Source organism: Streptomyces sp. NPDC048600 (genome assembly GCF_055587025.1).
Genome location: NZ_JBVJGZ010000014.1, coordinates 96,986 through 122,015 on the forward strand (window position 1 = coordinate 96,986; position 25,030 = coordinate 122,015).

The window sequence follows — 25,030 nt, forward strand, 5'->3', positions numbered from 1 at the left end:
CGGCCGACAGGCCCGACCCGGAGGTGCGACCCCGCATGCCCACGACGCCGTACGAGGAGACCGCGGACACCCGGCCCAGGGTGCGCCGTGACGTGCTGTTCACCGAGACACCGGGCGGTGTGGTCTTCCACAACGCCGACGGGGGGTTCCAGCTCAGCTCCCCCTCCGCCTACCGGTTCGCCACGCTCGTCGTCCCGCACCTGGACGGGAGCCGGACCGTGGCGGAGCTCTGCGCGGGCTTCAAGGACCCGCAGAAGGCGATGGTGGGCGGCCTGGTGAAGGCGCTCTACGCCCGGGGCTTCGCCCGGCCCGTGCCGGACCCCGCGGAGCGGGAGCCCGGTACCTCGGTGACGCCCGCGGTCGCCGAGCGGTTCGGCCCTCAGATCGCCTACCTGGACCACTACGCCGACGACGCCGAGCGCCGGTTCACCGCGTTCCGCGGCACCCGGGTCGCGGTGCTCGGCGACGGCCCCGTGGCCCGCTGGTGCGCGCTGTCGCTGATCCGCAACGGCAGCGCGATGGTGGCCGTGGAGGCCGCACTCGCCGGGAACCCGGCCACCGCCGGGGAGTTCGGCGCTCTGCGGGAGGAGGCGGCACGCCTCACCGCCGGGGGCAGCCCGGCCGAGGTGGTGGTGCGCACAGCCCCCGGGCCTGGCGGCTGGAGCGGGTTCGAGGGGTACGACGTGGTGGTCGCCGCGTGTGGCCGCGACGCGTTCCGCACGGCGCTCGCCCTGCTCGCCGAGGGCGTCCCCGAGGGCCGGCTGCTGCTGCCCGCCTGGACCTTCGGCGACCGGGCCGTGGTCGGGCCGGTGAGCACCCCGGACTCCGACGGCTGCCTGGCCTGTGCCGCGCTGCGGCTCGGCGCGGCCGGGGACCCGGCGGTCGCGGCGGGGCTGTGGAGCGCTCTGGCGCTCGGCTCCGACACCGGGCGGGGGCCGCGCGGCCCGCTCGCCGCGATGCTCGGCAACCTGCTCGGCTACGAGGTGTTCCGGCTGGTCACCGAGGCTCTGCCCGCCGAGACGCGCGGACAGGTGCTGATCCAGGACATGGCCTCCTTCGACGTCCTCGCGGAACGTCTGCTGCCCCATCCGCGCTGTCCGCACTGCCGGTCCGCGCCCGCCGCCGAACCCGTCGACCTGACCGCGGCGCCCGGGCGTCCCGCCTTCCGGCCGGTCGTGGCCGCCGCCCCGGACGACGGCGCCGCCGAGGGCCCGCTGGCCGATCTCGACCGCCGCTCCCTCGCGGTGCGGCCGTCCGTCGGCGTCTTCACCCGGTTCGCGGACGAGCCCGTGACGCAGACCCCGCTGAAGGTGGGCGCGGTGGAGGTCGGGCTGGGCGCGGCAGGTACCCGTACGGTGGTCGCGTTCGACGTCCAGCACACCGCGGGCGCCAGACTGCGCGCCCTCGACGCCGCCGCCGTGGTCTACGCCGAGCATGTCGTGCCCGCCGCCGTCGCTCCCGACGCCACCACCGGGCCGGACGGCCAGACGGACCCGGCGACGACGGCCCGGGTCGACCCGGACGCGCTGACCACCGCCGCCGGGGCCGGGGCCGATCCCGTCGCCTCCTGGACCGCGGCCACCTCGCTGCTGACCAAGGAGCCGGCGCTGGTGCCGGCCGGTGCCGTACGGCCGTTCGGACCGGACAACCAGGACCGCCGGTTCGAGCCGTCGAGGGCGGGCACAGGGGCGGGCGGCGGTCTGCCGGAGGCCGCCGCGGCCGGACTGCTGTCCGCGCTGTCCCACGACGCGCTGCGGCGGTCCGTGCGCGCGCGGGGACGGACCTCGCCGGTCTCCCCGGAGGCGCTCGCCGACGACCCCGAGGCGACGTTCCTGCTGCGCTCCGCCGGCCATCTGGGGCAGGCTGTCGAGCTTCTCGACCTCGGGGAGACGGACCGCACCGGGGTGTCCGTGGTGCTGGCCAGGACCCGGTCGGCCGGCCCCGGGGAGCCGGTGCGCTGGGCCACCGGCGCCGCGCTGGACCGGGCGGCCGCGGCCGTCGACGCGCTGCGCGACCTGCTCGGCGCGGTCCAGCTCGCCGCCGAGGGCGTGCTCGGCGCCACCGACACCGGGGACCCGCTGCTGGCCGGTCTCGACGCCGCCCTGATCCCGGTCACGACCGACGGCGACGGCACCGAGGCGGAGTCGGGGCGCGCCCCGGTGGCCTGGGCGGACGTCCTGGGGCGGCTGGCGGCCGCGGGGCGCGACGCGTTCGTCGTGCCGACGCACGCGGGCGACCTGCCCGCCGCCGGCATCCACACCGTCCGGGTCCTGCTCACCAAGGCGGCCGACGATGACCGCTGACCTCGCCGCCACCGCGGGCGGCGCCGCGGGGACCAGGGGCGACGCGTGCCGCGAGTTCGCCGGTGAACTGCGGTCCGCGCTGGCCGGGTTGATCCCCACGCCGGGCCGCCCGCCCGAGGTCGAGGTCTTCGCCCTCGGTGTGACGGACGCGTACGCCGCCCCCGCCGGCCCGGCCGGGCGCTCCGCCCTCCCGGTGCATCTGTACGGCCGCCAGGTGATGGTCGGCCCGTGGCCGACCGGGGGAGGGACCGGCTGCGCGGACTGTCTGCGGCGCCGCTGGCAGGGTGTGCGCTCGGTCGGTCTGCGCGAGGGGCTCGAACTGCGCGGCGGCACCCGGGAGACGGGGCCCTGGCCCTACGGCGTGCCGTTCGCCGCGCAGGCCGTCGCCGCGCTGATCGCCCGCCTCGCGACCGGTCAGGGAGAAGCCCTGGGTGGCCTGGCCGGCGTTGCCGAGAACCGGCTGAAAGCCCGCCTCGCGGCCGGCCCGGGAGACGCCCGGGGCGGCCTGCGCGGCGCTCATGGGAACCTCCCCGCCGCCCCGGAGCGAGCCGAGGGCCGTCCTTCTGCGGCTCCCGGCGGCTCCGGACGCCGTACGGCCGCTCCCGGCGAACCCGAGCGTGCGTCCGGCGGCCCCGGAGGCCGTCCCACGGCCGCCTCCGGCGAACCCGAGCGACCGTTCCCGGACGTGTGGCTGGTCGACCTCGAAAGCATGACGATCCGTCATCATCCTTTGGTGCCCGAGCCGGACTGCCCCGGCTGCGGCACCCGGCGACCGGTCACCGCCGGGTCGGCCGCCCTGACGCTGCGGCCCGCGCCCAAGTACCGGCCGGGCGTCAGCAGGGTCCGGCCGGTGGACGCGTACGGCCTGGAGGTGGACGCGTTCGCCAACCCGCACTGGGGCGCCGTCGGGCCGTCGGTGGTGTGCGACGTCACCTCGCCGACCACCTCGGCCACCGTGGGCTGCTTCTCCAGCCGCTCCGGCGACTATCTGCGGGAGACGTTCTGGGGCGGCCACGCCGACACCTACCACGCCAGCACCCGGATCGGCGTACTGGAAGGGCTGGAGCGCTTCGCGGGGATGCGGGCGCGCGGCCGGGACGTCACGCTCACCGCGTCCCTGGACGACCTCGGGCCGGACGCCGTCGACCCGCGCGAGACCGGCCTCTACACGGACGAGTTCCACCGGGCCAACCCCTGGGTGCCGCCGTTCGCCCCGGACCGGCCCCTCCCGTGGGTGTGGGGCTGGTCGCTGCGCGACGCCCGTCCCCGGCCCGTCCCGGAGATCCTGGCGTTCTACCACAAGCCCGGCATCGAGCACCGGTTCGTCCAGGAGAGCTCCAACGGCTGTGCCTCCGGGGGCAGTCTGGAGGAGGCCGTGCTCGGCGGGCTGATGGAGGTCCTGGAACGGGACGCCTTCCTGCTCGCCTGGCACGGGATGCAGCCGCTGCCCGAGATCGACCCGGCGACCAGCGCCGATCCGCGCACCAGGATCATGGTGGACCGGATGGCCATGTACGGGTACCGGGCACGGTTCTTCGACACCCGGATCACCTTCCCGGTCCCCGTGGTGACCGGCGTGGCCGAACGGTTCGACGGCGGCGTCGCCCGGATGTGCTTCGGGGCGGGAGCCTCCCTCGACCCGGAGGCCGCGCTCGCCGCCGCGCTGTGCGAGATCGCCACCGACTCGGTGCAGCTCCTCCAGCGGTTCCGGCGGGACGAGGACAACTACCGTGCCATGGCAGGTGACTTCACGAGGATCACCAGCCTGCACGACCATCCGCTGGTCTACGCGGTGCCGGAGATGGGCCGCCACGCCGACTTCCTGCTCCGCGGGACCGGCACCGCCGAGCCGCTGAGCGTGGCGGACCTGCGCTGGGCCCGCGCCGACGGCTCCGGGCCGGACGTCCGGGACGATCTGCTCGCCGCCGTGGACGCCGTCACGGCCGCCGGGTTCGACGTGGTCGTCGTCGACCAGACCACGCCCGAGCAGCAGGCGCTCGGCCTGCACACCGTGAAGGTGCTGGTGCCGGGCCTGCTCCCGCTGGACTTCGGCTGGACCCGGCAGCGCGCACGGCACATGCCCCGGACGCGCACCGCGCTGCGTGAGGCGGGGCTGCGCCCGGACGACCTGACCGAGGCCGGTCTCAACCCCGGCCCGCACCCGTTCCCATGACCGGCCGCCGGTCCGGAGCCCTAGTGCCCGAGAAACGTGTGACACCCAGGAAAGGGGGATCCCATGGGGTACGCCCATGAGTACGCGCACGCCATCCTGCATCGCGGCCGTGTCCCGATGGAGCCCACCGACCATTCGGTGAACTGGGCCGACGGCCCGCGCAAGGGCAAGTACTACCCGGACGCCGAGGCGTTCGCGCTGCCCGGCACGGAGGATCTCGCCGACGTCCCGGTCGGCCCGGGACTGCTGTCCGGCGGCGACGTCCCCGCCGGTGCCGGTAGCCCGCCCGGCTTCACCCTGCCCCTGCTGTCGGCGATGCTGAGGGACTCCTACGGGCTGACCGGCCGCCGCCTGGGGGTCCAGGCCAACACCGACCTGCCCGGACTGCCGTACTACACGCACGCGAACTGGTCGCGCGGCACCGCGGGCGGCGGCGGGCTCTACCCGGTGAGCGTCCACTGGGCGTCCGGCGCCTCGGGCCCGCTCACCCCGGGACTGCACTACTACGACGTCCACCGCCACGCCGTGCAACGGCTGCTGGCCGGTGATGTCACCGACCGGGTGCGCGAGGCACTGGGCCCGGACGCGCCCGCCGAGGCCCTCGCCGCCGACCAGTACCTGATCCTGGGCGTCAAGTACTGGCAGAACTCCTTCAAGTACAACAGCTTCTCGTTCCACGTCGTCTCCACCGACCTCGGCACCCTCGTGCAGACGTGGCAGATCTGGGCGGCCGCCCGGGGGCTGGCGATCTCCCCGGTGCTGTGGTTCGACGAGCCCCGGCTGAACGGACTGCTCGGCGTGCCCGGCGAGGAGGAGGCCGTGTTCGCCGTCGTGCCGCTGCACTGGGACGGGCCCGCGGCCCGCCCGGGGCTCGTCCGGCGTACGGACCCCGGCCACCGGCCCGCCGTACGGCACCGGGACGTCGAACGCTCCCGCACCCTGCTGGACTTCACCGCGCTGAGCGCCATGCACGCCGCGACCCTGGAGGGAGCGACGTCCCGGCCCGCCCCCGGCGCGCTGGCCGGCGCGGCGGCCCTCCCCGAGGCCGGCCCCGGGCGTCCCGCGAAGGCGCTGCCCGCACCGGCCTTCCCGGACACGGGCGTTCGCCGCGCGCTGCGGGAACGTCGGTCCAGCTTCGGCCGGTTCGACGCCCGCCGCCGGGTCGAACCCGGTGAGCTGTCGGCCGTCCTGGCGGCCTGCGCCGCGACCCGGCTGGCCGGGGACACCGATCCGGCCGGCGAGGTCCGGCTCGCCAAGCTGTACGCCTTCGTCAACCACGTGAAGGGCGTCGAACAGGGGGCGTACGCCTACGACCCCGGCCGCGGGGAGCTGCGGCTCGTCGCACCCGGCCCGCAGGGCGCGTTCCTCCAGGCGAACTACTTCCTCGCCAACTACAACCTGGAGCAGTCCGGAGCGGTCCTGGTGCCCACCGTGCGGACCACGGCGGTGCTGGACGCCCTCGGCGACCGCGGCTACCGGCTCGCGGTCGGCACGGCCGGGGCGGTCGCGCAGACCTTCTACACGGCCGCCTCCGCCCTGGGCCTGGGCGCCGGAGTGGCCCTGGGCTTCGACAACGTCTCGTTCGTGGAGCGCCTCGGGCTCACGGACGGCGACGAGGCCCCGCTGCTCGTCATGGCGCTCGGTCACGAGCGCCCCGAGCCCGCCGACTTCCGCCACGAGATCGCCTGACGGCCGCAGAGGATTCCCCATGAGACCCCAAGAGTCCGGCACGACCCGCTGGGAGCCCGGCAGGCGCTTCATGCTCCGCGCGGCGGGCCTGCCGATCGAGACCGTGCACGCCCTGCGCTGCCCCGGCACCCGCCGCTGGGCCGACGCGGTACTGGCCGAGGAGGAGCGGCTGGGCGCGGAGGCGGCGGCGCTCAGCGATCTGCTGCACACCCTGGTCAAGGCCACCACCGGCCCCGAGGAGGAGCCGGGCGACGCGGCCGTCCGCCGCGCCCTGATCAATCTGCGGCGGCAGATCTTCAACGGCAGGGCGCCCGCCGACTCGCCGGCCGCGGTCCGGCTGGTGACCGGGCTGGACCCGGAGACGGGCCGGCGCACCGCCGACTGGCTGCGCGACCACGCGGCACTGGAGGAGCTGCGCGCCTCGGGTGCGGCCCTGCTCGACGACGAACTCCGCGACAGCCGGGCCGCGTTGCGTGCCGCTCTGGGCGAGGACCGGCTGCGGCTCGGGCTGCTGCTCGCCTCGCCCGCCCTGGACGGCCGGCTGGACGCCTACCTGCGCGACAGCGGTGAGCGTCCCGGGAACCGGCTGCGCAAGATCGAGCGCTCGGCGCTGACGTACCTGTACCGCACGGCCTGCAAGACCAGCCCGTTCAGCACCTTCACCGGCATCGGCCTCGGCGCCTTCGAGGGCGATCCGGCCGACGCGGGCGCGGCGCTGCACACCGGTGAGGACTGGGTGAGCCATGTGCGGCTGAACGTGGTGGTGCTGGCCCGGCTCACCGAGCTGATCACGGCCGACCCGCACCGCCGTCAGGATCTGCCGGTACTGCTCTCCCCCGGATGGGGCCGCGACGCCGACCGCATCCGCTATGTCCGCCAGGTGATGACCACGGGCGACGACAGCGCCGCCGTCACCTTCGACGCCGTCCGCGACCGGCTGTTCTATCTGCGCAGCAGCGGCACCCTGGAACGGCTCCTCGAGTGGCTCGGCGGCCAGACGGCACCGGTCCGGCACCGGGAGCTGGTGGACTGGCTGGAGGCAGAGCACGGCGCCGAGCGCCAGGAGTGCGAGCGCTACGCGTCGGCCCTGCTGGACCTCGGCATGGTGCAGGTGCCGGTGCTCCGCGCCGATGTGCACAGCGAGGACCCGCTGCGCTCCTACCAGGAGGCCCTGCGCTCCCTGGGGGTGGACTGGGCCGACCGGCTGGCCGCGCTGCTGGACGGCCCGGCCGCCTGCCTCGCCCGCTACCCGGGCGCGGGCGTCGACGAGCGCCGCTCGCTGCTGGGCGTGCTGCGCACCCAACTGCTCGACGCGCAGCGGGAGCTGGGCGCGGACGCCCCGGCGCTTCCGCAGACCCTCGTCTACGAGGACGTCGACACCGGCGGCGAGGCGGCCCTCGGCCCCGCCGTGCTGAACGGGGAGACCGGCCGAGCGCTGCGGGCGGTCGAGAGCATCCTCCCCCTTTTCGACCTGACGCTGCCTCAGCGCATCACCTTGCTGGGCTTCTTCGTCGCGCGCTACGGCCGCGGCGGTCGCTGCGACGACCTGCTGGGGCTGGTCCACGACTTCCACGAGGACTTCTTCGACCAGTACGTGTCCTTCACCGCCAAGCGCGCCCCCTTCGACGAGGACGGCGCCTACCGGCCCGAGGAGAACTGGCTCCGGCAGGACGAGATGAAGGCCCTCGACCGTGCCAGGCGGCACTTCCACGAGGGCATGCGCGCCCTGTGGCGGGACGGCGGCGCGCACGGGGCCGGTGCCGGTGAGATCGAACTGCCCGGCACGCTGCTCGACGGGACGGCGGACGAACTCGGCCCGGTCACCCGGCACTTCACACCGCAGAGCCATCACCTCCAGCTGTCCCGCCCGCCCGGCGGCCGCCGGCTGGTCGTCCTCAACAAGTCGTACGGCGGACTCGCCTTCCCCTTCAGCCGGTTCACGCACCTCTACGACGGCACGGCGGGGAACCCGGACGGAACTGCGGCCGGGGACCGGGACGGCACCGCGGCCGGCCTCTCCGGCGCCCTGCGCGAGGAGATCGCGGCCCGCCGCCCCGAGGGAGCCGTGTTCGCCGAGGTCACCGGCGGTCCGGTCACCAGCAACCTGAACCTGCACGGCCGGCTCACCGGGCACCGCATCGTCTGCCCCGGCGAGACCGCGGAGGTGCCCGAGGAGGCCCGGCTCCACCTCGACGACCTCTACGTGGTGCACGACGAGCGGGCGGGCCGCCTGGTGCTGCGCTCGCGCCGCCTGGACCGCGAGGTCGTGCCGGTCTACCTCGGTTATCTGGTGCCGATCGCGCTGCCCGCGATCCCGCGCACCCTGCTGCTGCTCTCCCCGAGCACCATGGCCCCCTTCGACGTATGGGCGGGGGTGCCCGAGGGCGAGCCCGACCGCGGTGTCACCCGCAGGCCCCGGGTCCGGCACGGGGACGTCGTCGTCGCCCGGCGCAGCTGGACCGCGGACGCGGACGTCCTGCCGGTGCGCGAGCCGGGCACCGGGGCCGCGGAGCACTACCTGCGGTGGCAGCGCTGGCGGCGCGCCCACGGTCTGCCCGACCGCTGCTTCGCCACCGTCGCCCACGCCGGCCAGGGCCCGGTCGGGGCCAAGCCCGCCCCGGTGGACTTCGACAGCGCGCTCTCGCTGTCCGTGCTCGACGCCCTGGTGGAACGCAGGCCGGGCACCCGGGTGACGTTCCGGGAGATGCTCCCCGCCGAGGACGGCCTCCATCTCACCTCACGGCGCGGCCGGCACGTGGCCGAGCTCGCCGTGGAGACCTTCACCACCCGCCCCCTGCCCACGTCCGAACCGGAGGCCGTCCCGTCATGCCCGAACTGACCGAGCCCGCGGCCTTCCGGCCCGCCGGCGGGGCCGGCGGCCCCTCCTCGTGGCTGGCGCTGCACGTCTACTACGCCGCCAACCCGCAGCCCCTGCTGGTCGACTGCGTCCGCCCGCTGGTGGACGAGCTCACCGCGGACGGCCTGCTGTCCGGCCACTTCTTCATCACCTACTGGCTGGAGGGGCCGCACATCCGGCTGCGGCTGCGCCCGAGCGGCCCGGACGCCGAGGCCGAGGTCCGCCGCCGCGCGGAGGAGGCCGTCAGCGGGTTCCTCAGGACCCGGCCCGCGCTGTACGAGGTCGACTCCGGGTTCCTCAAGGACTTCTACAACGCCCTGTTCGACATCGAGTTCCCGGGTGAGGACCGGGCCCGCTACATGGGCCCCGACGGCCGGATGAACCTGCGCCCGAACAACTCCTTCTCCTACGAGACCTATGCGCCCGAGTACGCCAAGTACGGCGGTCCGGCCGGGGTCGAGCTCGCCGAATGGCACTTCCGGCACTCCAGCGACCTGGTGCTGGAGGCGTACCGGAGCATGAACCTGCATCTGCGGACGGTGCTGCTGGGCACCTCGGCCCAGCTGATGATGGTGATGGCGAGCTGCTTCCTGCCCGAGGAGGAGCGGCTCGCGGACTACCTCGACTCCTACTACGCCTTCTGGCACCGGCTGTTCCCCGGCACCGACTTCATCGGGTCGGGCGAGTACGAGCGCACCTACGAGCGGATGTCCTCTTCGCTGGGGGCCCGGTTCGCCCAGCTGCGCCAGGCCGTGGGAAGCGGCGACCTGAGCAGGCTGCCGGCCTTCCTGCGCGGCTGGGCGGAGCACTGTCTGGAGCTGCGCGATCGGGTGACGGATCTGACCGCCCGCGGCGAACTGGCCTTCCCCGCCTGGGACGGCCCGGCCCGTGAGGACGTCGGCCAGGAACGCGCCGCGGACCCGGCCGCCGCTCCCCTGGTGACCGTCACGCACGCCCCGGCGGTGCTGCCCCGGCTGCTCTCGCCGTATATGCACATGACCAACAACCGGCTGCATGTGACGATCCGGGACGAGGCCTATCTGGCCTTCGTGCTCGGGCGGGTGCTGCGGGAGCCGGACGGTGCCCGGCGGGACGCCTCATGAGCGCCGACGGACCCGCCGCCGCGGGGCGTTCCGCCGCGGTCCGCGCCTACCGGCCCGCCCTGCGGCCGGGCGTGCTGATCGGTCCCGCGCTGCTGCGCGGCCCGCGCACGGTGCGTCTGATCAAGCACCCGGTCAGCGGGGCCGCGTTCGAGGTCGGCGCCAAGGAGCACTTCGTCATCAGCCGGCTGGACGGCAGCCGGGACTTCGAGGACGTGGCGGCCTCGTACGCGGAGCGGTTCCGGCTGCGGCTGCCGGAGGAGCAGTGGACCCGGCTGCTCGGGCTGCTCGGCACCCGCGGGCTGCTCGCCGGGTCCCCGGACCCCGCCCCGCCGCAGCCGCCCCCGGCCCGCACCGGGAACCTCTGGAAGGGCACCCGGCGCACCGTCGCCGACGCCCACGCGACCACCGGACGGCTGCACGGGAGACTGCGCCCGCTGCTGCGCCCCTGGGTGCAACTGCCCCTGGTGGCCGCCGTGGTGGTGATGACCGGGGCCGTACTGGCGGACCCCGGGGCGCTCCTGGACGGCACGCTGGACCTGCTCACCCGCCCGGCGGCGCTGATCCCGTTCGCGGTGTTCCTCTGGTTCAGCATCTGTCTGCACGAACTCGCCCACGGCGTGGCCGCCCGGCACTACGGCGGTGTGGTCACCGAGATCGGGCTGCGCTGGCGGTTCCCGGCGATGATGATGTACTGCACGGTCGACAACTACCTGTTCCTGCCAGGCCTTCGGGCGAAACTGGTGGTCGCCGCCGCGGGCGCGTACGTCAACCTGGTGCTCCTGCTGCCGTTCGCGCTGTGGTGGGCACTGCTCGACCCCTCCGCGCCCGGCCGCGAGACGCTGACCGGGATGCTGTTCGTGGGCATCGTGCAGGCCCTGAGCAATCTGGTCCCGCTGCCGCCGCTGGACGGCTACCGCATGCTCGGGCACGCCCTGGGCACCGCCAACCTGGCCCCGGAGACCGGCGTCTATCTCTCGCTGCGCCGCCGCGGCCGGGACGCCGTGTCGGCCTACCCGCGCCGCGCCCGCCGTATCCACACGGCCTACGCCCTCACGTCGGCCGCCCTGGTGCTGCTCGCGGCGGGCGGCACCTGCACCGCCGCCGTCGTCCTGGTGCTGCGATGACGCCACCGACCCCGAAGGATCACGCAACCATGAGTGAGGTACCGGTATGAGTTCCACCTCCTTCACCGCGGACGACGGGGCCCGGCCGGCTGTCGTGGTACGCGATGTGACCAAGAGCTACCGCGGCCGGCGCGCCGTCGACGGGGTCGGCCTGGACGTCCGGCGCGGCGAGTTCTTCGGCCTGCTGGGCCCCAACGGGGCGGGAAAGTCCACCCTGGTGGAGATCATGGAGGGGCTGCGCAGGCCCGACTCGGGCACGGTCGAGGTGTTCGGCGAGTCGCCGTGGCCGCGCAACACCCGTCTGCTGCCCCGGATGGGCGTGCAGACCCAGTCCTCGGCGTTCTTCGTCCGGCAGACCGTGCACGAGCATCTGCGCACGGTCGCCGCGCTGTTCGGGGCGGACCGGCGGGCCGTGGACGCCGGGCTGGACGCCGTGGGCCTGGGCGGGCAGCACCGGGTGCGTGTCGACGACCTCTCCGGCGGGCAGCGTCAGCGGCTGGCCATCGCCTCCGCGCTGGTCCACGGCCCCGAGCTGATCTTCCTCGACGAGCCGACCGCTGCGCTCGACCCGGCGGGCCGCCGCGATCTGTGGGAGGTCCTGCGGGGGCTGAAGGCCGAGGGCCGGACCATCGTGTACACCACCCACCACCTGGACGAGGCGGAGGCGCTCTGCGACCGCGTGGGCATCCTGGTCGCGGGCCGGCTCGTGGTCACCGACGAACCCCGGCACCTGATCGGCACGTTCGGCGCCGGCAGCCGGCTGCTGGTGCCGCTCGGCCGTATCGACGAGCGCGAGGCCGCCGCCCTGCCGGGCGTGGACGGCGTCGTGGTGCGGGGCGGACACCTCGAGCTGGAGACCCGCGCCACCGGCCGGGTGCTCGCCGCGCTCGACGCCCGCACCGGGCTGGACGGGGTGCAGACCCGCACCCCCAGCCTGGAGGACGTCTACCTCGACATCACCACCCGCACGGCCCGGACCCCCCTGGCCACGGACACCCAGGAGCAGCAGGCATGAGCGCCTATTCCGCGCTGACCGCGGCGGGCTACCGCGCCCAGGTCCGGGACCGCACGACGGTGTTCTTCACCTTCGCCTTCCCGCTGATCTTCCTCGTCGTCTTCGGACTCGTCTTCCGCGGCCAGGACGTCGAGCGGAGCGGCTTCTCGTATCTGTCGTACACCGCCTCCGGGGTGCTCTCCTGGGGTGTCGCCAACGCCGCCGTGTTCTCCATCGGGTTCACGCTGATGCAGTGGCGCTCGGACGACATCCTGCGGATGATCCGGATGTCGCCCGCCCCGCTGACCTCCGTCATCGGCTCCCGCTACGTCCTCGCGCTGGGTGTGGCGCTGGTGCAGTCGGTGCTGTTCGTCGGGGTGGCGATGCTGCCCGGGTTCGGCCTCGTCCCCGCGTCGCGGTGGCCCCTGCTGATTCCCGTGCTGGTCCTCGGTGTCACCACCTTCCTGCTGATCGGGGTGGTCATCGGCAGCGTCGCGGACACCCCGGAGTCGGTGGCCGGCATCGCCAACTTCCTGATGCTGCCCATGGCGTTCCTGTCCGGGTCGTTCTTCCCGCTGGACTCGATGCCCGGCTGGCTCCAGAAGCTGTCGCTGATCCTGCCGCTGCGCCATCTCAACGACGCCGTGTCGGCCGCCCTGACCGGGCGCGGCGACCTGTCCGACATCGGCGTGGGCTGCCTCGGACTGCTCGCGTTCGCCGTGGTGTCCGCCGTCGTCGCGGCGCGCACCTTCCGCTGGACGAAGACCTCATGAGCACCGCGACCCGGCCGCTCGCCGGTGCGATGGCGGGCGCACGCGACACCCTCCAGGCGTTCCTGGACGGCCGTTTCGGCGCCGGCGCCCCGCGGGTCGTCCCGGTCGGCGCGGTCGGTGCCCCGGGCGGGGACACGGGAGCCGGGGACCCCTGGGCCGCCGACCGCCCCACGGCACGGGTCCATGTCACCGCCTCCGCGATCCTGCTCGGCCCCTGGGGCGGCGACGGCACCGCGCCCGCCTGCGGCCGCTGTCTGGCCGCCCGGTGGCAGCGGCTGCGCAGCCGCAGTGAGCGCAACGCCCTGGAGACCGGCGGGCCCGACGGGCCGCGTCCGGCCGGTGCCTGGCCGCTGCTGACCGGCCATGTCCTGGACGGTGTGGCCGCGCTGTGGGAGGCCCTGCTGCACGGGCCGCGCCCGACGCCGCCCGCCGTCCTCCCGGCCGACCGTGCCCTGCCCCAGGTGACCCGGCTCGACCTGGAGAACCTGCTGGTCAGGACGTTCCCGCTGCTGGCCGACCCGCTCTGCCCCGACTGCGGGCCCCCGGCCAGGACCCCCGGGCACGTCCCCTCGCTCTCCCCCGTCTCCCGTCCGAAGCCGGACCCCGGCGCCTACCGGCTGCGTTCGGCCTTCGCCTACCCGCTGCCCACGGACGCCCTGGCCAACCCGGTCTGCGGTGCCCTCGGCGCGGGCACCTGGACCGATGTGACCTCCTCCACCACGGCTCCGGTGGCGGGCAGCGCGTTCATCCGGGGCTACGCGGGACTGCACGACGTCACCTGGAGCGGCCAGGAGAACTCCTTCGCCACCAGCCGCCGGCTCGCGTTCCTGGAGGGCCTGGAGCGGTACGCCGGCACCCACCGGCGCGCCGGGGTCGCGCCCGTCGTCGGCTCCTACGACGAACTGCGGCCGGACGCCGTCGACCCCGCCGAGTGCGGTGTGTACAGCGAGGAGACCTACCGGGACGACCCGTCGACCGAGCCCTTCGACCCGGCGCGGCCGATCCCCTGGGAGTGGGGCTGGTCGCTGCGGGACGAACGTCCGGTGCTGGTGCCCTCGAGGCTCGTCTACTACAGCCTCCCCCTGGCCGGCGACAACTTCGTCTTCGAGTGCTCCAACGGCTGCGCGATCGGCGGCTGTCCGGAGGAGGCGGTGCTCGGCGGTCTGCTCGAACTCGTCGAGCGCGACTCCTTCCTGAACGGCTGGTACGGCACGGCCCGGCTGCCGCGGATCGACCTGGCGACGGTCGGCAGCGCGGCGGTCTCCGCGATGGCCGAGCGGGCCGCGCTCCAGGGCTACGACGTGCGTGTCTTCGACAACCGGATCGACCTGGCGATCCCCGCGGTCACCGTCGTCGGCGTCCGCCGGGACGGCGGCCCCGGCACCCTGTCCTTCGCGGCCGCGGCCTCGCTGGACCCGAGGGCGGCGGTGGAGGGCGCGATGTCCGAGGTGCTGAGCTACATCCCGCACCTGACCCGGCAGACCGCCGAACGCCGTGGCGAACTGGAGGCGATGGCCGACGACTTCGCCCTCGTGCGCCATCTCAAGGACCATCCGCAGCTGTACGGCCTGCCTCGCATGGCGGCGTACGCGGACACCTATCTCCGGCCGTCCGAGGCGCTGCCCTTCGACGAGGTGTACCGGGACTGGGAGCGCCACGGCCGTCCCCGGACCGGCGATCTGCGCGACGACGTGGCCGTGGTGCGGGACGAACTGGTCCGGGCCGGCCATGACGTGATCGTCGTCGACCAGACCTCGCCCGAGCAGGAGCGGATGGGGCTGCGCACGGTGAGCGCGGTGGTGCCGGGGCTGCTGCCGATCGACTTCGGCTGGAACCGGCAGCGGGCCCTGCTGATGCCCCGGCTGCGTACCGCGCAGCGCCGCGGCGGGCTGCGGGACCACGACCTCACGGACGCGGAGCTGCGCCGCGCCCCGCACCCGTTCCCCTGACCCCGGAGTCCGCCGATGAACCAGCCCCACGGCCACACCCGGGCACCGGCCGCCCGGGACACCCTGCTCTCCCGCGCCGGGGACGTGCTGCGCCCCGCCCTGGACCTCTACCTGGACCTGCACGCCCATCCGGAGCCGTCGGGCGAGGAGGCCCGTACGGCGGACCGGTTCGGACGGCGGCTCGCGGCGGCCGGCTGCGAGGTCACCCACGGCGTGGGCGGCCACGGTGTCGTCGGTGTGCTGCGCAACGGCGACGGTCCCCGGGTGTGGCTGCGGGCCGAGCTGGACGCCCTGCCGCTCCGGGAGCGGACCGGGCTGCCGTACGCGAGCCGCACCGGGGCGATGCACGCCTGCGGCCACGACCTGCATCTCGCCGCGGCGGCCGGGACCGCGGACCTGCTCGCCCGGCTGTCCGGCCGGTGGCGGGGCACGCTGGTCGTGGTCGGGCAGCCCGCCGAGGAGACGCTCGACGGGGCCGCCGCGATGCTGCGCGACGGGCTCTACGAGCGCTTCGGCCGGCCGGATGTCGTCCTCGCCCAGCACGCCGCGCCGCTGCCCTCCGGCACCGTGGCGCACGCGCCGGACGGGGTGCCGATGGCGGCGGCGGGCGCGGTGGCGGACGTGGTGCTGCACGGGGAGGGCGGGCACGTCGCCACACCGCATCTCGCGGTCGACCCGGTGGTCATGGCCGCCGCCGTCGTCACCCGGCTCCAGGGCGTCGTGGCCCGCGAGACCGCGCCCGCCGACCAGGTCACGCTCACCGTGGGCACCCTGCGGGCCGGGACGGCCGCCAACGTCATCCCGGACCGGGCCGAACTGGGCATCGGGGTCCGCGCGTCGAGCGAGGCGTCGCTGGAGCGGGCCCTGGCCGCCGTGCGCCGGGTCGTCGCCGCGGAGAGCGCCGCGGCGGGCGCCTCCCGGGACCCGGAGGTGACCGTCGTCTCCCGCTCGGCCGCCCTGCGCTGCGACCCGCACGCCACCGCGGCGGTACGGCGGGCCCACAGCGCCCTCCTCGGGGCGGGCCGGGTCCTCACCTGGCCGGGTTCGCTGGCCGCGGAGGACTTCCCGCTGTTCGGGGACGCCGGGGCCGAGGCGCACGGGGAGCCCGGTGTGCCGCTCGTCTACTGGATGCTGGGCGTGGCGGGCCCGGACGGCCGGCGCGGGGCGGCGGGGGGCGGTCCCGGCGCCGGACCGCCCGCGCCGAACCACTCCCCGCGCTTCGCCCCGCACATCGCGAGCGCCCTGCGCCCCGCGGTCGCCGCACTCGCGGCCGCGGCACTGGACCGCTTCGCGACGGCCCGACCCGCGAACGGCCCGACCTGGGGATGACGGCCCGACCTGCGAGCGGCCCTCCCGGGGGGTGACACCCTGACCCGGGGGCGGCCACCCCGGGGGCGGGCCGCCCTCACCCCCCGGCGAGCGGGTTCGCCAGCGGCCGGTAGCGCGCGTCGGCCCCGTCGGCGCCGGTCCAGCGCAGCAGCAGGTTCGTCTTGCCGGGCAGGGTCGGCGAGGCGAGCAGCGCGGCCGCCTCCGGCAGGTCGTGCCGGGCGAGTTCACGGCGTACGGCGGGCCACGGGTCGAGGCCGGGGGCGCGCTCGGCGAGGGCGGCGGCCATCTCCATCAGGTGGTTGACGACCAGGCAGTACACGAGGCGCTCCCAGCCCGCCGCGCGGTCCACGTCGGACAGCAGCTTCACGCCCTCGGCGTCCCGGAACAGGGCCCGCACCGGCGTGCCCTGGGTGTCCACGGCGACGAGCGTGTTCTGCAGGTGCGCCTCGACGACGACCCCGTGGTCGGCGAAGGCCGCCAGGGCCGGGGGCACGACGGCCCGCAGATAGGCCTCCCACCAGGTGGCCGGGTCCGCGGCGCGGTCCAGTGGGCTGCCGTCGAAGCCCTCCACCAGGCCGGCGCAGAGCACCGGTTCCGTGCCGGGCGGCAGGCGGCCGGTGAAGCCCTCGCGGACCAGGACGGCGAGTTCCTCGAAGGCGAACCGGGCGGTGCGGTAGCCGAGGTCGCCGAGCCAGGCGGCGTTCCCCGGTGCGGCCGTGAAGGCGTGGGCGGTGGCCTTGTCGGTGCGGCGCAGCTTCAGCAGGTCGTGGCGCCACAGCCGGCGGATGTCGTTGGTGATGCGCACGTCCAGGCTGAACTTGAGGAACAGGTCCCGCTCGGGTGTGTACAGCGTGCGGATCGCCGCCGTCGGCCACAGCGGGAAGCCGGTCGTGCCGAGCCGGACGAGGCGCCCGTCGGCGAAGGCCGGGGCCAGTTCCCGTCCCGCCAGGTCGAGTTGCCAGGGGTGCGCGGGCAGCACCCGGTAGCCGGGCGGGGCTTCGCCGAGCGCGTCCAGCGCAGAGGTGTCGCCCTCCTCGGCGACCTCGTCCTCGCGCAGGCCGAGCAGCACCACGGGGAAGCGGGCGTAGGCCTCCGGCGCGTAGGGCAGCCAGGCGCTCGCGGGGCCGCCGCCGCGCGCCTTGGGGGCCGGGTGGTGGGGGTGGCCGGTGACCAGGGACTGCTCGGAGCGCAGATAGAGGCCGCGCGGCGGGATGGCACGGGCGCGGGCGGCGAGGATCGCGGCGACCGCGTCGCGGCTGGCGGCGATCTCGGCGGGCAGTTCGTGGCTGGAGCGGCCGGTGTGCGCGGTCAGCTCCTCGACCACGAGCTTCACCAGCTCGGCGTGGTCCAGGGAACGCCAGCCGCCGTCCGCGCGGACCTGCGCGCCGGCGGGCCGCCGGGTGCCGCGCACCCGCAGCAGCCGGCCGCCCGGCAGCCGGTGCACGGACCACCCCCCGTCCTGCTCCAGCGGCCGCGCCACCTCCCGCAGCAGGCAGTTGAGGAGCGGCGCGGCCGCGACGGCGTCGGCGCGCGCGGCGACGCCGTCGCGGTGCGCGGCGTCGTCCGGCGCGGTGCCGTCGGCGGGTGCGGCGTCGTCACCGGCGGGCGGGGGCAGGTCAGGCACGCGATCCACTCGTTCTCTGCGGTCGGTTCGGGCGGGAACGATCAGTATCGCCGTCGTCACGCCCCGGCGTGACCGTCGTACGCTCTCCACTCCCGTACCCGAGGAGCCCGACGTGCACCGATCCCTGACCGCCGAGCCCACGGCGGCCGCCGAACTGGCCGTCGTACGGCCCGACCTGCTGGTCCGGTTCACGGCCGGGCTGCCGGGTGCGCGTGCCGCGGTGCTGACCCGGCTGTGGCGCGGGCTCGCGTACGACCCGCTGCCGTGGGTGGAGCGCCGCGAGCCGGACCCGGACGGGCTGACCCTGCGGCTGTGCGACGGCCGGCGGCTGCGCGGCCCGGTGCCCGACCCGTACGCCACCGACGCGTATGTCACCGTCGTACGGCTGGACGAGCGGGAGTACGACGATCCGGCGCGGCTGATGGACGCGCTGGAGGTCCCGAACGGGGCGGGTCTGGCGGCGGAACTCGACCACAGCGCGGTGTCGTCGGCGCTGTCCCGTGCCAACCGGGTCCAGGACGGGCCGGGTTGGCCGGTGCACGGCTGGGAGTGGGAGCGGCGGGTGGTGGACGGGCACCCGTATCACCCCAACTGCCGTTCCCGGCCCGGGTTCTCGGTGGCCGATCAGCTGGCGTACGCGCCGGAGCACGGCCCGGTGGTGCGGCTCGGGCTGGTGCCGGCCGCCGCGGAGCGGTGTCTGGTGTCGGGCGAGTGGCCCGCCGAACTGCGGGACGGCGGGCGGCTGCTGATCCCGGTGCATCCCTGGCAGGCCGAGCATGTGCTGAAGCAGACGCCGGGGCAGGGTCCCGAGGCGCGGCCGCTGATGTCGTTGCGCACCCTGGAGATCCCCGGCGGGCCGCATGTGAAGACCGCGCTCAGCGCGCGGCTGACGTCCTCGGTGCGGGACATCTCGGTGGGCTCGGTGGTCGCGTCGGCGGCGCTGTCGGAGTTCGGCGAGTCGCTCGCGGCCCGCTCGGACGGGCTGCTGCACGTCACCCGCACGCTGGGCGCGGCCACGGCCGACTCGCCCGAACTGGCCGCGATGCTGCGGGAGTCGCCGTCGGTGTACGCGGCCGGGGACGAGCGGGTGGTGCCGGTGGCCGCGCTGCCCCTCACCGGTCTGCCGGACGACCCGGAGTGGTCGGCACGGTTCGCGCGGCTGGCGCTCACGGTGGGGCTGCGGCTGCTCGCGCTGGGCGTGGCCCTGGAGGCGCACGGGCAGAACCTGCTGGTCGTCCTGTCCGCGGCGGGGGCTCCGCTGCGGCTGGTGTACCGCGATCTGGCCGACATCCGGGTGAGCCCGGAACGCCTGGCCCGTCACGGGGTTCCGCTGCCCGAGGGGATGCCCGGGCGGATCCTCACCGACGAGGTGACGGCCCTGCGCCGCAAGCTGTTCGGCTCGCTGGTCGCGGGAGCGCTGGCGGGGACGACGGGTTCGGGGCGGGCGCTGGGCGCGGCTCTGGGCGAGGCGGTGCGGGATCTGCCGCGCACGCCGGATCTCGACGCGCTGACGGGTGGGCCGCTGCCCGCCAAGGCGCTGACGCTGATGCGGCTGTCACCGGGTACGCCGGGCGATCAGTGGACGAACCTGCCGAATCCGCTGGGCTGACGGCAGCCCGGGAGAGCCGTCCGGTCCCAGGGCCGCACCCCGCTTTGAAGATCGTCACCCGGGCTCAATAGGATCCGCCGATGATCACAAGAAAACGGCTGGCGGCAGGAGTCTGCGTCCTGTTCGCCGCCCTGGCCGCCGGGATCGCGGTCCCGTCCGGGGCCGTCGCCGACGAGACCACGGCCCTCGCGCCCAAGGTGAATCTGGTCCTCGACGTCAGCGGCTCGATGAGGGCCCGGGACATCGACGGCCAGTCGCGGATGGCAGCGGCGAAGCAGGCCTTCAACGAGGTCCTCGACGCCACGCCCGAGGAGGTGCTGCTGGGCATCCGCACCCTCGGCGCCAACTACCCGGGCGACGACCAGAAGACGGGCTGCAAGGACACCGCGCAGCTCTACCCGGTCGGCCCGCTGGACCGGACCGAGGCCAAGACGGCGGTGGCGACCCTCACGCCCACCGGCTGGACCCCGATCGGCCCGGCGCTGCTGAAGGCGGCCGACGACCTCGAGGGCGGCTCCGGCTCCAAGCGCATCGTGCTGATCAGCGACGGCGAGGACACCTGCGCCCCGCTGGACCCGTGCGAGGTCGCCCGGGAGATAGCCGCGCGTGGCATCGGCCTGACCATCGACACGCTGGGCCTGGTGCCCAACGCCAAGATGCGCCAGCAGCTCAGCTGTATCGCCGAGGCGACGGGCGGCACCTACTCCTCCGTCGAGCACACCGAGGAACTCACCGACAAGGTGAACCAGTTGGTGGACCGGGCGGCCGATCCGGTGGTCACGCCGGTGGCCACCGAGGGCGCCGAGGCGTGCGCGAAGGCGCCCGTGCTGAAGTCCGGCCTCTACACCGACCGGGCGGAGTTCGGGCAGCAGCGCTGGTACCGGGTGGACGTGGAGCCGGGCAAGGAGCTGCGTGTCTCGGCGAGCGTGGCCGCCGACCGGGCCGTTGCCCCGTCGTACGGCGTGCTGCTGCGGGCGGTGACCGCGCACGGCCGGGAGATCGTGCGCGGCGAGGCGTCGGGCAACGGCCGTACGGACGTGATCTCGACGGGTCTGCGCTATCCGAAGGCGGAGAGCGACGAGGAGGACGCGCCGGCCGAGGGCGTCTGTGTCCAGGTGACGCACTCCTTCGCCGCCGCGGCCGGCGTGGAGACCACGCCCGGTCTGCCGCTGGAGCTGACCGTGGACGTCGTCGACGGCCCCGGTGACTCCGACGACGTGGCCTCCTTCGGTCTCGGGCGCGGCTGGTGGCTGCTGGGCGCGCTGATCCTGACCGGGTTCGTGGCCGGTCTGCTGTGGGGCTGGCTGTCGCGCTGGCGGGTCGCGGTCTGGAGGACCAACTGATGCGTTTCACGAGGATGTTCGGCACGGCCCTGCTGGTGCTGGGTCTGGCCGCCGCGCCCGCCGCGGCGGACTCCACCCCGTCGGCGAGCCCGTCCGGGGACAGCGGCGCGCCCACCGAGGCGGGCACGTCGTTCCGTACGGCGACCGAGATCGACCAGGGCCAGACGGCCACGGCGAACGGCTCCACGGGTGACTTCCTGTACTGGTCCTTCCCGGCGGACGCCGGGCAGCGGCCGGAGGTCCGGGCGACGGTGAAGCTCCCCGAGGCGCACACCGGCGAGACCTGGCAGGTGGAGGTCTACGACGGACTGCGCCGCCGTCAGGCGTGCCAGTACGGCAAGCAGACGCGGACGGCCGCGCCGGGCACGGCCTCGGTCGAACTGGCCTGTGTGATGCGGACCGTGCGCTCCTGGTCCGAGCCGTGGGCGAACGACCCGCTGCCGGGCACGTACTACGTCCGGCTGAGCGCCGTGGGCCTGGGCGCCGCCGACCGGGGTCTGCCGGTCGGTGCCGAGGTGCGGGTGGACGCCAAGGAGATCGGCGGCGCGGCCGCGGTGGACGGCTCGCTCGGCGAGCCGCTGGTGCCGGGCGTCGCCATGGAGGCCGCGAACTCCGCCGAGGAGGACGAGGACTCGGCCGCCGCGGTGCTGTCCGCCATCGAGCCGGAGGACGGCTGGGCCTCGGGCTGGTGGTCCGACCGCTGGGTGTGGACGGGCATCGGCGGTGTGCTGGCCGCGCTCGCCGGCATCGGCGGCTACCGGCTGACCCGGGGTGCGGGCCGGCCGACGCACGTCCCTCCGGGAGCCTGATCCGGGAGCCCGGACCGACCGGAGCACACCGAGGGCCCGCCGTGCGTGACGCACGGCGGGCCCCGCGCTTTTCTCAGCCCTCCCGCAGGGACTCGGCGATCGCCCCGTCGCCGCTCACCCCGGCCTTCCCCGCCCGCACGGCCTCGGCGAGGGCCAGTTCGCCCCGTACGACGGCCAGGCAGGTCCCGGCGTCCATCTCCAGCCGCGCGTCCGGGTCGCGGGGCGCGGGCCCGTGGCCGTACGCCGGTCCGTCCGCCGCGCCGACGTGCAGATGGAAGTCCCCCTCCTCCAGTCGCACCTCGACCAGGCCCTCGCCGTCCAGCAGGCGCAGCAGCGGCAGCGCGAACCAGTGCGCGCGGACCGCGTCCGTCGGTCTGCGCTCGGCCAGTTCGCCCTGCCCCCAGGTGCCGAGCGCGAGCAGCACCGGGAGCAGGGCGCGGCCGTGCGGGGTGAGTTCGTAGACGTAGGCCGCGCCGGGCGGCGGCAGCCGGCGCCGCGTCGTCAGACCGTCGCGCTCCATGTCCTTCAGCCGGGAGGCGAGCACGTCCGTGCTGACGCCCGGCAGGTCCGCGTGCAGGTCCGTGTAGCGGCGGGGGCCGGCGAGCAGCTCACGGACGATCAGCAGGGTCCAGCGGTCGCCCACGGCGTCGAGCGCCCGGCCGGCGGAGCAGTACTGGTCGTAGCTTCGGCGAGGTGGCATACGACGCAGTCTAGACATGTCGTTGGACTTTCCAAGCTGCCACTTGGTAAAACCAAGTAGCCACTTGGCAGAACCGTACCGGAGGGCGCAGCGCATGGAGTTCCGGCAGTCGAACAAGCTCAGCGAGGTCTGCTACGAGATCCGCGGCCCGGTCATCGAGCACGCCGACGCGCTGGAGGCGGCGGGGCACAGCGTGCTGCGCCTGAACACCGGCAACCCGGCCCTGTTCGGCTTCGAGGCGCCGGAGGAGATCCTCCAGGACATGATCCGGATGCTCCCCCGGGCCCACGGCTACACCGACTCCCGCGGCGTCCTCTCCGCCCGCCGCGCGGTCGCCCAGCGCTACCAGACCCTCGGCCTGGAGGTCGGCGTCGACGACGTCTTCCTCGGCAACGGTGTCTCCGAGCTGGTCTCCATGGCTGTGCAGGCACTGGTCGAGGACGGCGACGAGATCCTGATCCCCGCCCCGGACTTCCCGCTGTGGACGGCCGTGACGACGCTCGCCGGCGGCAAGGCCGTCCACTATCTGTGCGACGAGCTGTCCGACTGGAACCCGGACCTGGCCGACATGGAGTCGAAGATCACCGACCGCACCAAGGCGGTCGTGCTCATCAACCCCAACAACCCCACCGGCGCGGTCTACCCCAAGGAGATCGTCGAGGGCGTCCTCGACCTCGCCCGCCGGCACGGCCTGATGGTCTTCGCCGACGAGATCTACGACCAGATCCTGTACGACGACGCCGTGCACCACTCGGCCGCCGCCCTCGCCCCCGACCTGGTGGTCCTCACCTTCTGCGGTCTGTCCAAGACCTACCGGGTGGCGGGCTTCCGCTCGGGCTGGCTGGTGGTCACCGGGCCCCGGCAGCACGCGAAGGACTACCTGGAGGGCCTGACCATGCTGGCCTCCATGCGGCTGTGCGCCAACGCGCCCGCCCAGTACGCCATCCAGGCCGCGCTCGGCGGGCGGCAGTCCATCACCGAGCTCACCGCGCCGGGCGGACGGCTGTACGAGCAGCGCGACACGGCCTGGGAGAAGCTGAACGAGATCCCGGGTGTGTCCTGCGTGAAGCCCAAGGGCGCGCTGTACGCCTTCCCTCGCCTGGACCCCAAGGTGCACCCGATCCACGACGACGAGAAGTTCGTCCTCGACCTGCTGCTGCGCGAGAAGATCCAGGTCGTCCAGGGCACCGGCTTCAACTGGCCCGCCCCCGACCACTTCCGCATCCTCACCCTGCCCCACGCGGAGGACCTGGAGGCGGCGATCGGCCGGATCGGACGCTTCCTGAGCGGGTACCGGCAGTAGCGGGCGGCGCGGGCCGGGGCCGGGGCGGGCGCCGGTCGGGGCGGGTCCGGCCGGCCGGGGCGGACTGTCAGTGGCGGGCCGTACGCTGCGAAGTGTCCGGATCTTCGAAGGCACCCTGCCGAACCGCGTCCCCGCGCCCGTCCCCGGAGAGGAGCACGCCGTGAGCCGACCGCCCACCGCCGCACAGCGGCGTGTCATCGACGCCGCCGACCCGGTCACCGGACGGCTGCGCGGCACCCCTGCGCAGCTCGCGTCCCTGGTCGGCCGGGGTCTGGCCTTCCGGCACCCGAGACCGCCGCACGACCACTTCCTCACCCCGGCGGGGCACCGGATACGGGAGGCGGTGCCCGAGGAGGAGGCGCCGCCGCCCGTGCGGCCGCCCGCCACGGGGGGTGTGTTCGCCGCCCGGGCAGGCGGCGAGGAGGAGCCCCCCGCCGGGCCGGCCCGCCTCCGTGAGGTCCACAGCGCCTGGCAGGGGCTGCTGGAGCTGCGCCGGATGACCAACCCCGACGCGGCCGTGGACCGGCCCTGCGGCTGGGAGCGGGCGCATCTGGTGCGGGCCGCCGCGCTGGCGCTGGAGGCGGGCGGGCACGCCCCGGCCGGAGCGGACGGCCCCGGCTACCGGGTGCGGGCGACGCCGCAGCCGGACGCCGTCGCCGTGCACGAGCCGGACGAGGCGGCGCTGCGCGCCTGCGCCGCCACGCTGGAACGGGCGGGCTGGCAGGCGGGCGAGCACACCGAACCGCGGACCCGGGCGCGCTATCTGCTGGCCTCGCCGCGCCGGGCCTGAGCGCATGACAGGATCGTTGCAGCGCACACAGAGTGTCTGCCGCCGACGAGGGGAAACAGTGAGCGAGTCAGTGAACGAGCCGTTCTCGGTGCCGGTGACCGTCCGCGGCTACGAGACCGACACCCAGGGCCACCTCAACCAGGCGGTCTATCTCAACTACGCCGAGCACGCCCGCTGGTCGCTGCTCCAGGCGGCCGGTATCCGCCAGGCCGACCTGGTGGGCCGGGGCGTCGGCCCGGTGGCGCTGGAGACGACCATCCGCTACCGCCGAGAACTGCTCGCCGGTGACGAGGTCGAGGTGACCTGCGCCTTCCTGTGGGGCGAGGGCAAGACCTTCCGGATCGCGCAGACCATCCGCAAGGCGGACGGCACCGTCGCGGCGGAGATCGAGGCCGTCGGCGGTCTGATGGACCTCGCCGCCCGCCGCCTGGTCGCCGACCCGCGCGAACGCTTCAAGGAACTGGCCTCGGACCCGGCGCTGTTCGGTCTCTAGGGCCTCTCGTCGAATTCGCCGGGCGGACGGGACTTCGGCAACAGGCCTCAGGGCCCGGAGGACGA

At 75.0% G+C, this 25,030-nt stretch carries 18 protein-coding genes; 16 read left to right on the plus strand and 2 right to left on the minus strand.

Features of this window, described 5'->3' with window-relative positions:
* The first annotated feature begins 35 nt into the window (after positions 1–35).
* The 10 genes from ACZ6SQ_RS20270 (at position 36) to ACZ6SQ_RS20315 (ending at position 16,294) form a co-directional block, all read left to right on the plus strand.
* On the plus strand, positions 36–2,303 hold the full coding sequence (locus ACZ6SQ_RS20270) for a TOMM precursor leader peptide-binding protein (RefSeq protein ID WP_469563820.1): 2,268 nt from the start codon (positions 36–38) through the stop codon (positions 2,301–2,303).
* Positions 2,293–4,476, plus strand: a complete 2,184-nt coding sequence (locus ACZ6SQ_RS20275) for a TOMM precursor leader peptide-binding protein (RefSeq protein WP_469563822.1) — start codon at positions 2,293–2,295, stop codon at positions 4,474–4,476. Before ACZ6SQ_RS20270 ends, ACZ6SQ_RS20275 begins: the two co-directional genes overlap by 11 nt.
* Before the next feature lie 63 nt (positions 4,477–4,539).
* Positions 4,540–6,165 (plus strand): nitroreductase family protein, encoded by a 1,626-nt coding sequence (locus ACZ6SQ_RS20280; RefSeq protein WP_469563828.1) that lies wholly within the window; start codon positions 4,540–4,542, stop codon positions 6,163–6,165.
* A gap of 19 nt (positions 6,166–6,184) precedes the next feature.
* Complete coding sequence (locus ACZ6SQ_RS20285) at positions 6,185–9,004, plus strand: lantibiotic dehydratase (RefSeq protein WP_469563830.1); 2,820 nt, start codon at positions 6,185–6,187, stop codon at positions 9,002–9,004.
* A complete protein-coding gene (locus ACZ6SQ_RS20290; RefSeq protein ID WP_469563834.1) occupies positions 8,992–10,125 on the plus strand; it encodes a lantibiotic dehydratase C-terminal domain-containing protein in 1,134 nt (377 codons plus the stop codon). The genes ACZ6SQ_RS20285 and ACZ6SQ_RS20290 overlap by 13 nt, the downstream gene beginning before the upstream one ends.
* Positions 10,122–11,249, plus strand: coding sequence for a metalloprotease (locus tag ACZ6SQ_RS20295; protein WP_469563837.1), 1,128 nt, complete (start codon positions 10,122–10,124; stop codon positions 11,247–11,249). The genes ACZ6SQ_RS20290 and ACZ6SQ_RS20295 overlap by 4 nt, the downstream gene beginning before the upstream one ends.
* Before the next feature lie 46 nt (positions 11,250–11,295).
* Positions 11,296–12,264, plus strand: coding sequence for an ABC transporter ATP-binding protein (locus ACZ6SQ_RS20300; protein WP_469563839.1), 969 nt, complete (start codon positions 11,296–11,298; stop codon positions 12,262–12,264).
* Complete coding sequence (locus ACZ6SQ_RS20305; RefSeq protein ID WP_469563842.1) at positions 12,261–13,016, plus strand: ABC transporter permease; 756 nt, start codon at positions 12,261–12,263, stop codon at positions 13,014–13,016. The genes ACZ6SQ_RS20300 and ACZ6SQ_RS20305 overlap by 4 nt, the downstream gene beginning before the upstream one ends.
* A complete protein-coding gene (locus tag ACZ6SQ_RS20310; protein WP_469563845.1) occupies positions 13,013–14,965 on the plus strand; it encodes a TOMM precursor leader peptide-binding protein in 1,953 nt (650 codons plus the stop codon). Before ACZ6SQ_RS20305 ends, ACZ6SQ_RS20310 begins: the two co-directional genes overlap by 4 nt.
* 15 nt (positions 14,966–14,980) lie before the next feature.
* Positions 14,981–16,294 (plus strand): amidohydrolase, encoded by a 1,314-nt coding sequence (locus tag ACZ6SQ_RS20315; protein WP_469563848.1) that lies wholly within the window; start codon positions 14,981–14,983, stop codon positions 16,292–16,294.
* Positions 16,295–16,370: 76 nt separating this feature from the next.
* On the opposite strand, the gene ACZ6SQ_RS20320 is transcribed toward ACZ6SQ_RS20315, so the two are convergent.
* A complete protein-coding gene (locus ACZ6SQ_RS20320) occupies positions 16,371–17,927 on the minus strand; it encodes an IucA/IucC family protein (protein ID WP_469563851.1) in 1,557 nt (518 codons plus the stop codon).
* A gap of 103 nt (positions 17,928–18,030) precedes the next feature.
* On the opposite strand from ACZ6SQ_RS20320, the gene ACZ6SQ_RS20325 reads away from it, so the two are divergent.
* From ACZ6SQ_RS20325 to ACZ6SQ_RS20335, 3 genes are all read left to right on the plus strand, one after another.
* Positions 18,031–19,527 carry an IucA/IucC family protein gene (locus tag ACZ6SQ_RS20325; RefSeq protein ID WP_469563853.1) on the plus strand — a complete coding sequence of 499 codons (1,497 nt, stop codon included), beginning with the start codon at positions 18,031–18,033 and terminating at the stop codon, positions 19,525–19,527.
* 80 nt (positions 19,528–19,607) lie between these two features.
* Complete coding sequence (locus ACZ6SQ_RS20330; RefSeq protein ID WP_469563855.1) at positions 19,608–20,870, plus strand: VWA domain-containing protein; 1,263 nt, start codon at positions 19,608–19,610, stop codon at positions 20,868–20,870.
* Entirely contained in the window at positions 20,870–21,679 is an 810-nt protein-coding gene (locus tag ACZ6SQ_RS20335; RefSeq protein ID WP_469563859.1) for a hypothetical protein, read from the plus strand. Before ACZ6SQ_RS20330 ends, ACZ6SQ_RS20335 begins: the two co-directional genes overlap by 1 nt.
* Before the next feature lie 73 nt (positions 21,680–21,752).
* On the opposite strand, the gene ACZ6SQ_RS20340 is transcribed toward ACZ6SQ_RS20335, so the two are convergent.
* Positions 21,753–22,379, minus strand: coding sequence for a winged helix-turn-helix transcriptional regulator (locus ACZ6SQ_RS20340; RefSeq protein ID WP_469563860.1), 627 nt, complete (start codon positions 22,377–22,379; stop codon positions 21,753–21,755).
* A gap of 94 nt (positions 22,380–22,473) precedes the next feature.
* On the opposite strand from ACZ6SQ_RS20340, the gene ACZ6SQ_RS20345 reads away from it, so the two are divergent.
* From ACZ6SQ_RS20345 to ACZ6SQ_RS20355, 3 genes are all read left to right on the plus strand, one after another.
* Entirely contained in the window at positions 22,474–23,682 is a 1,209-nt protein-coding gene (locus ACZ6SQ_RS20345) for a pyridoxal phosphate-dependent aminotransferase (protein WP_469563862.1), read from the plus strand.
* A gap of 160 nt (positions 23,683–23,842) precedes the next feature.
* Entirely contained in the window at positions 23,843–24,472 is a 630-nt protein-coding gene (locus ACZ6SQ_RS20350) for a hypothetical protein (RefSeq protein WP_469563865.1), read from the plus strand.
* Positions 24,473–24,542: 70 nt separating this feature from the next.
* The gene (locus ACZ6SQ_RS20355) at positions 24,543–24,965 is read left to right on the plus strand and encodes an acyl-CoA thioesterase (RefSeq protein ID WP_386381613.1); all 423 of its coding nucleotides are present in this window, start codon (positions 24,543–24,545) and stop codon (positions 24,963–24,965) included.
* The last annotated feature ends 65 nt before the right edge of the window (positions 24,966–25,030 follow it).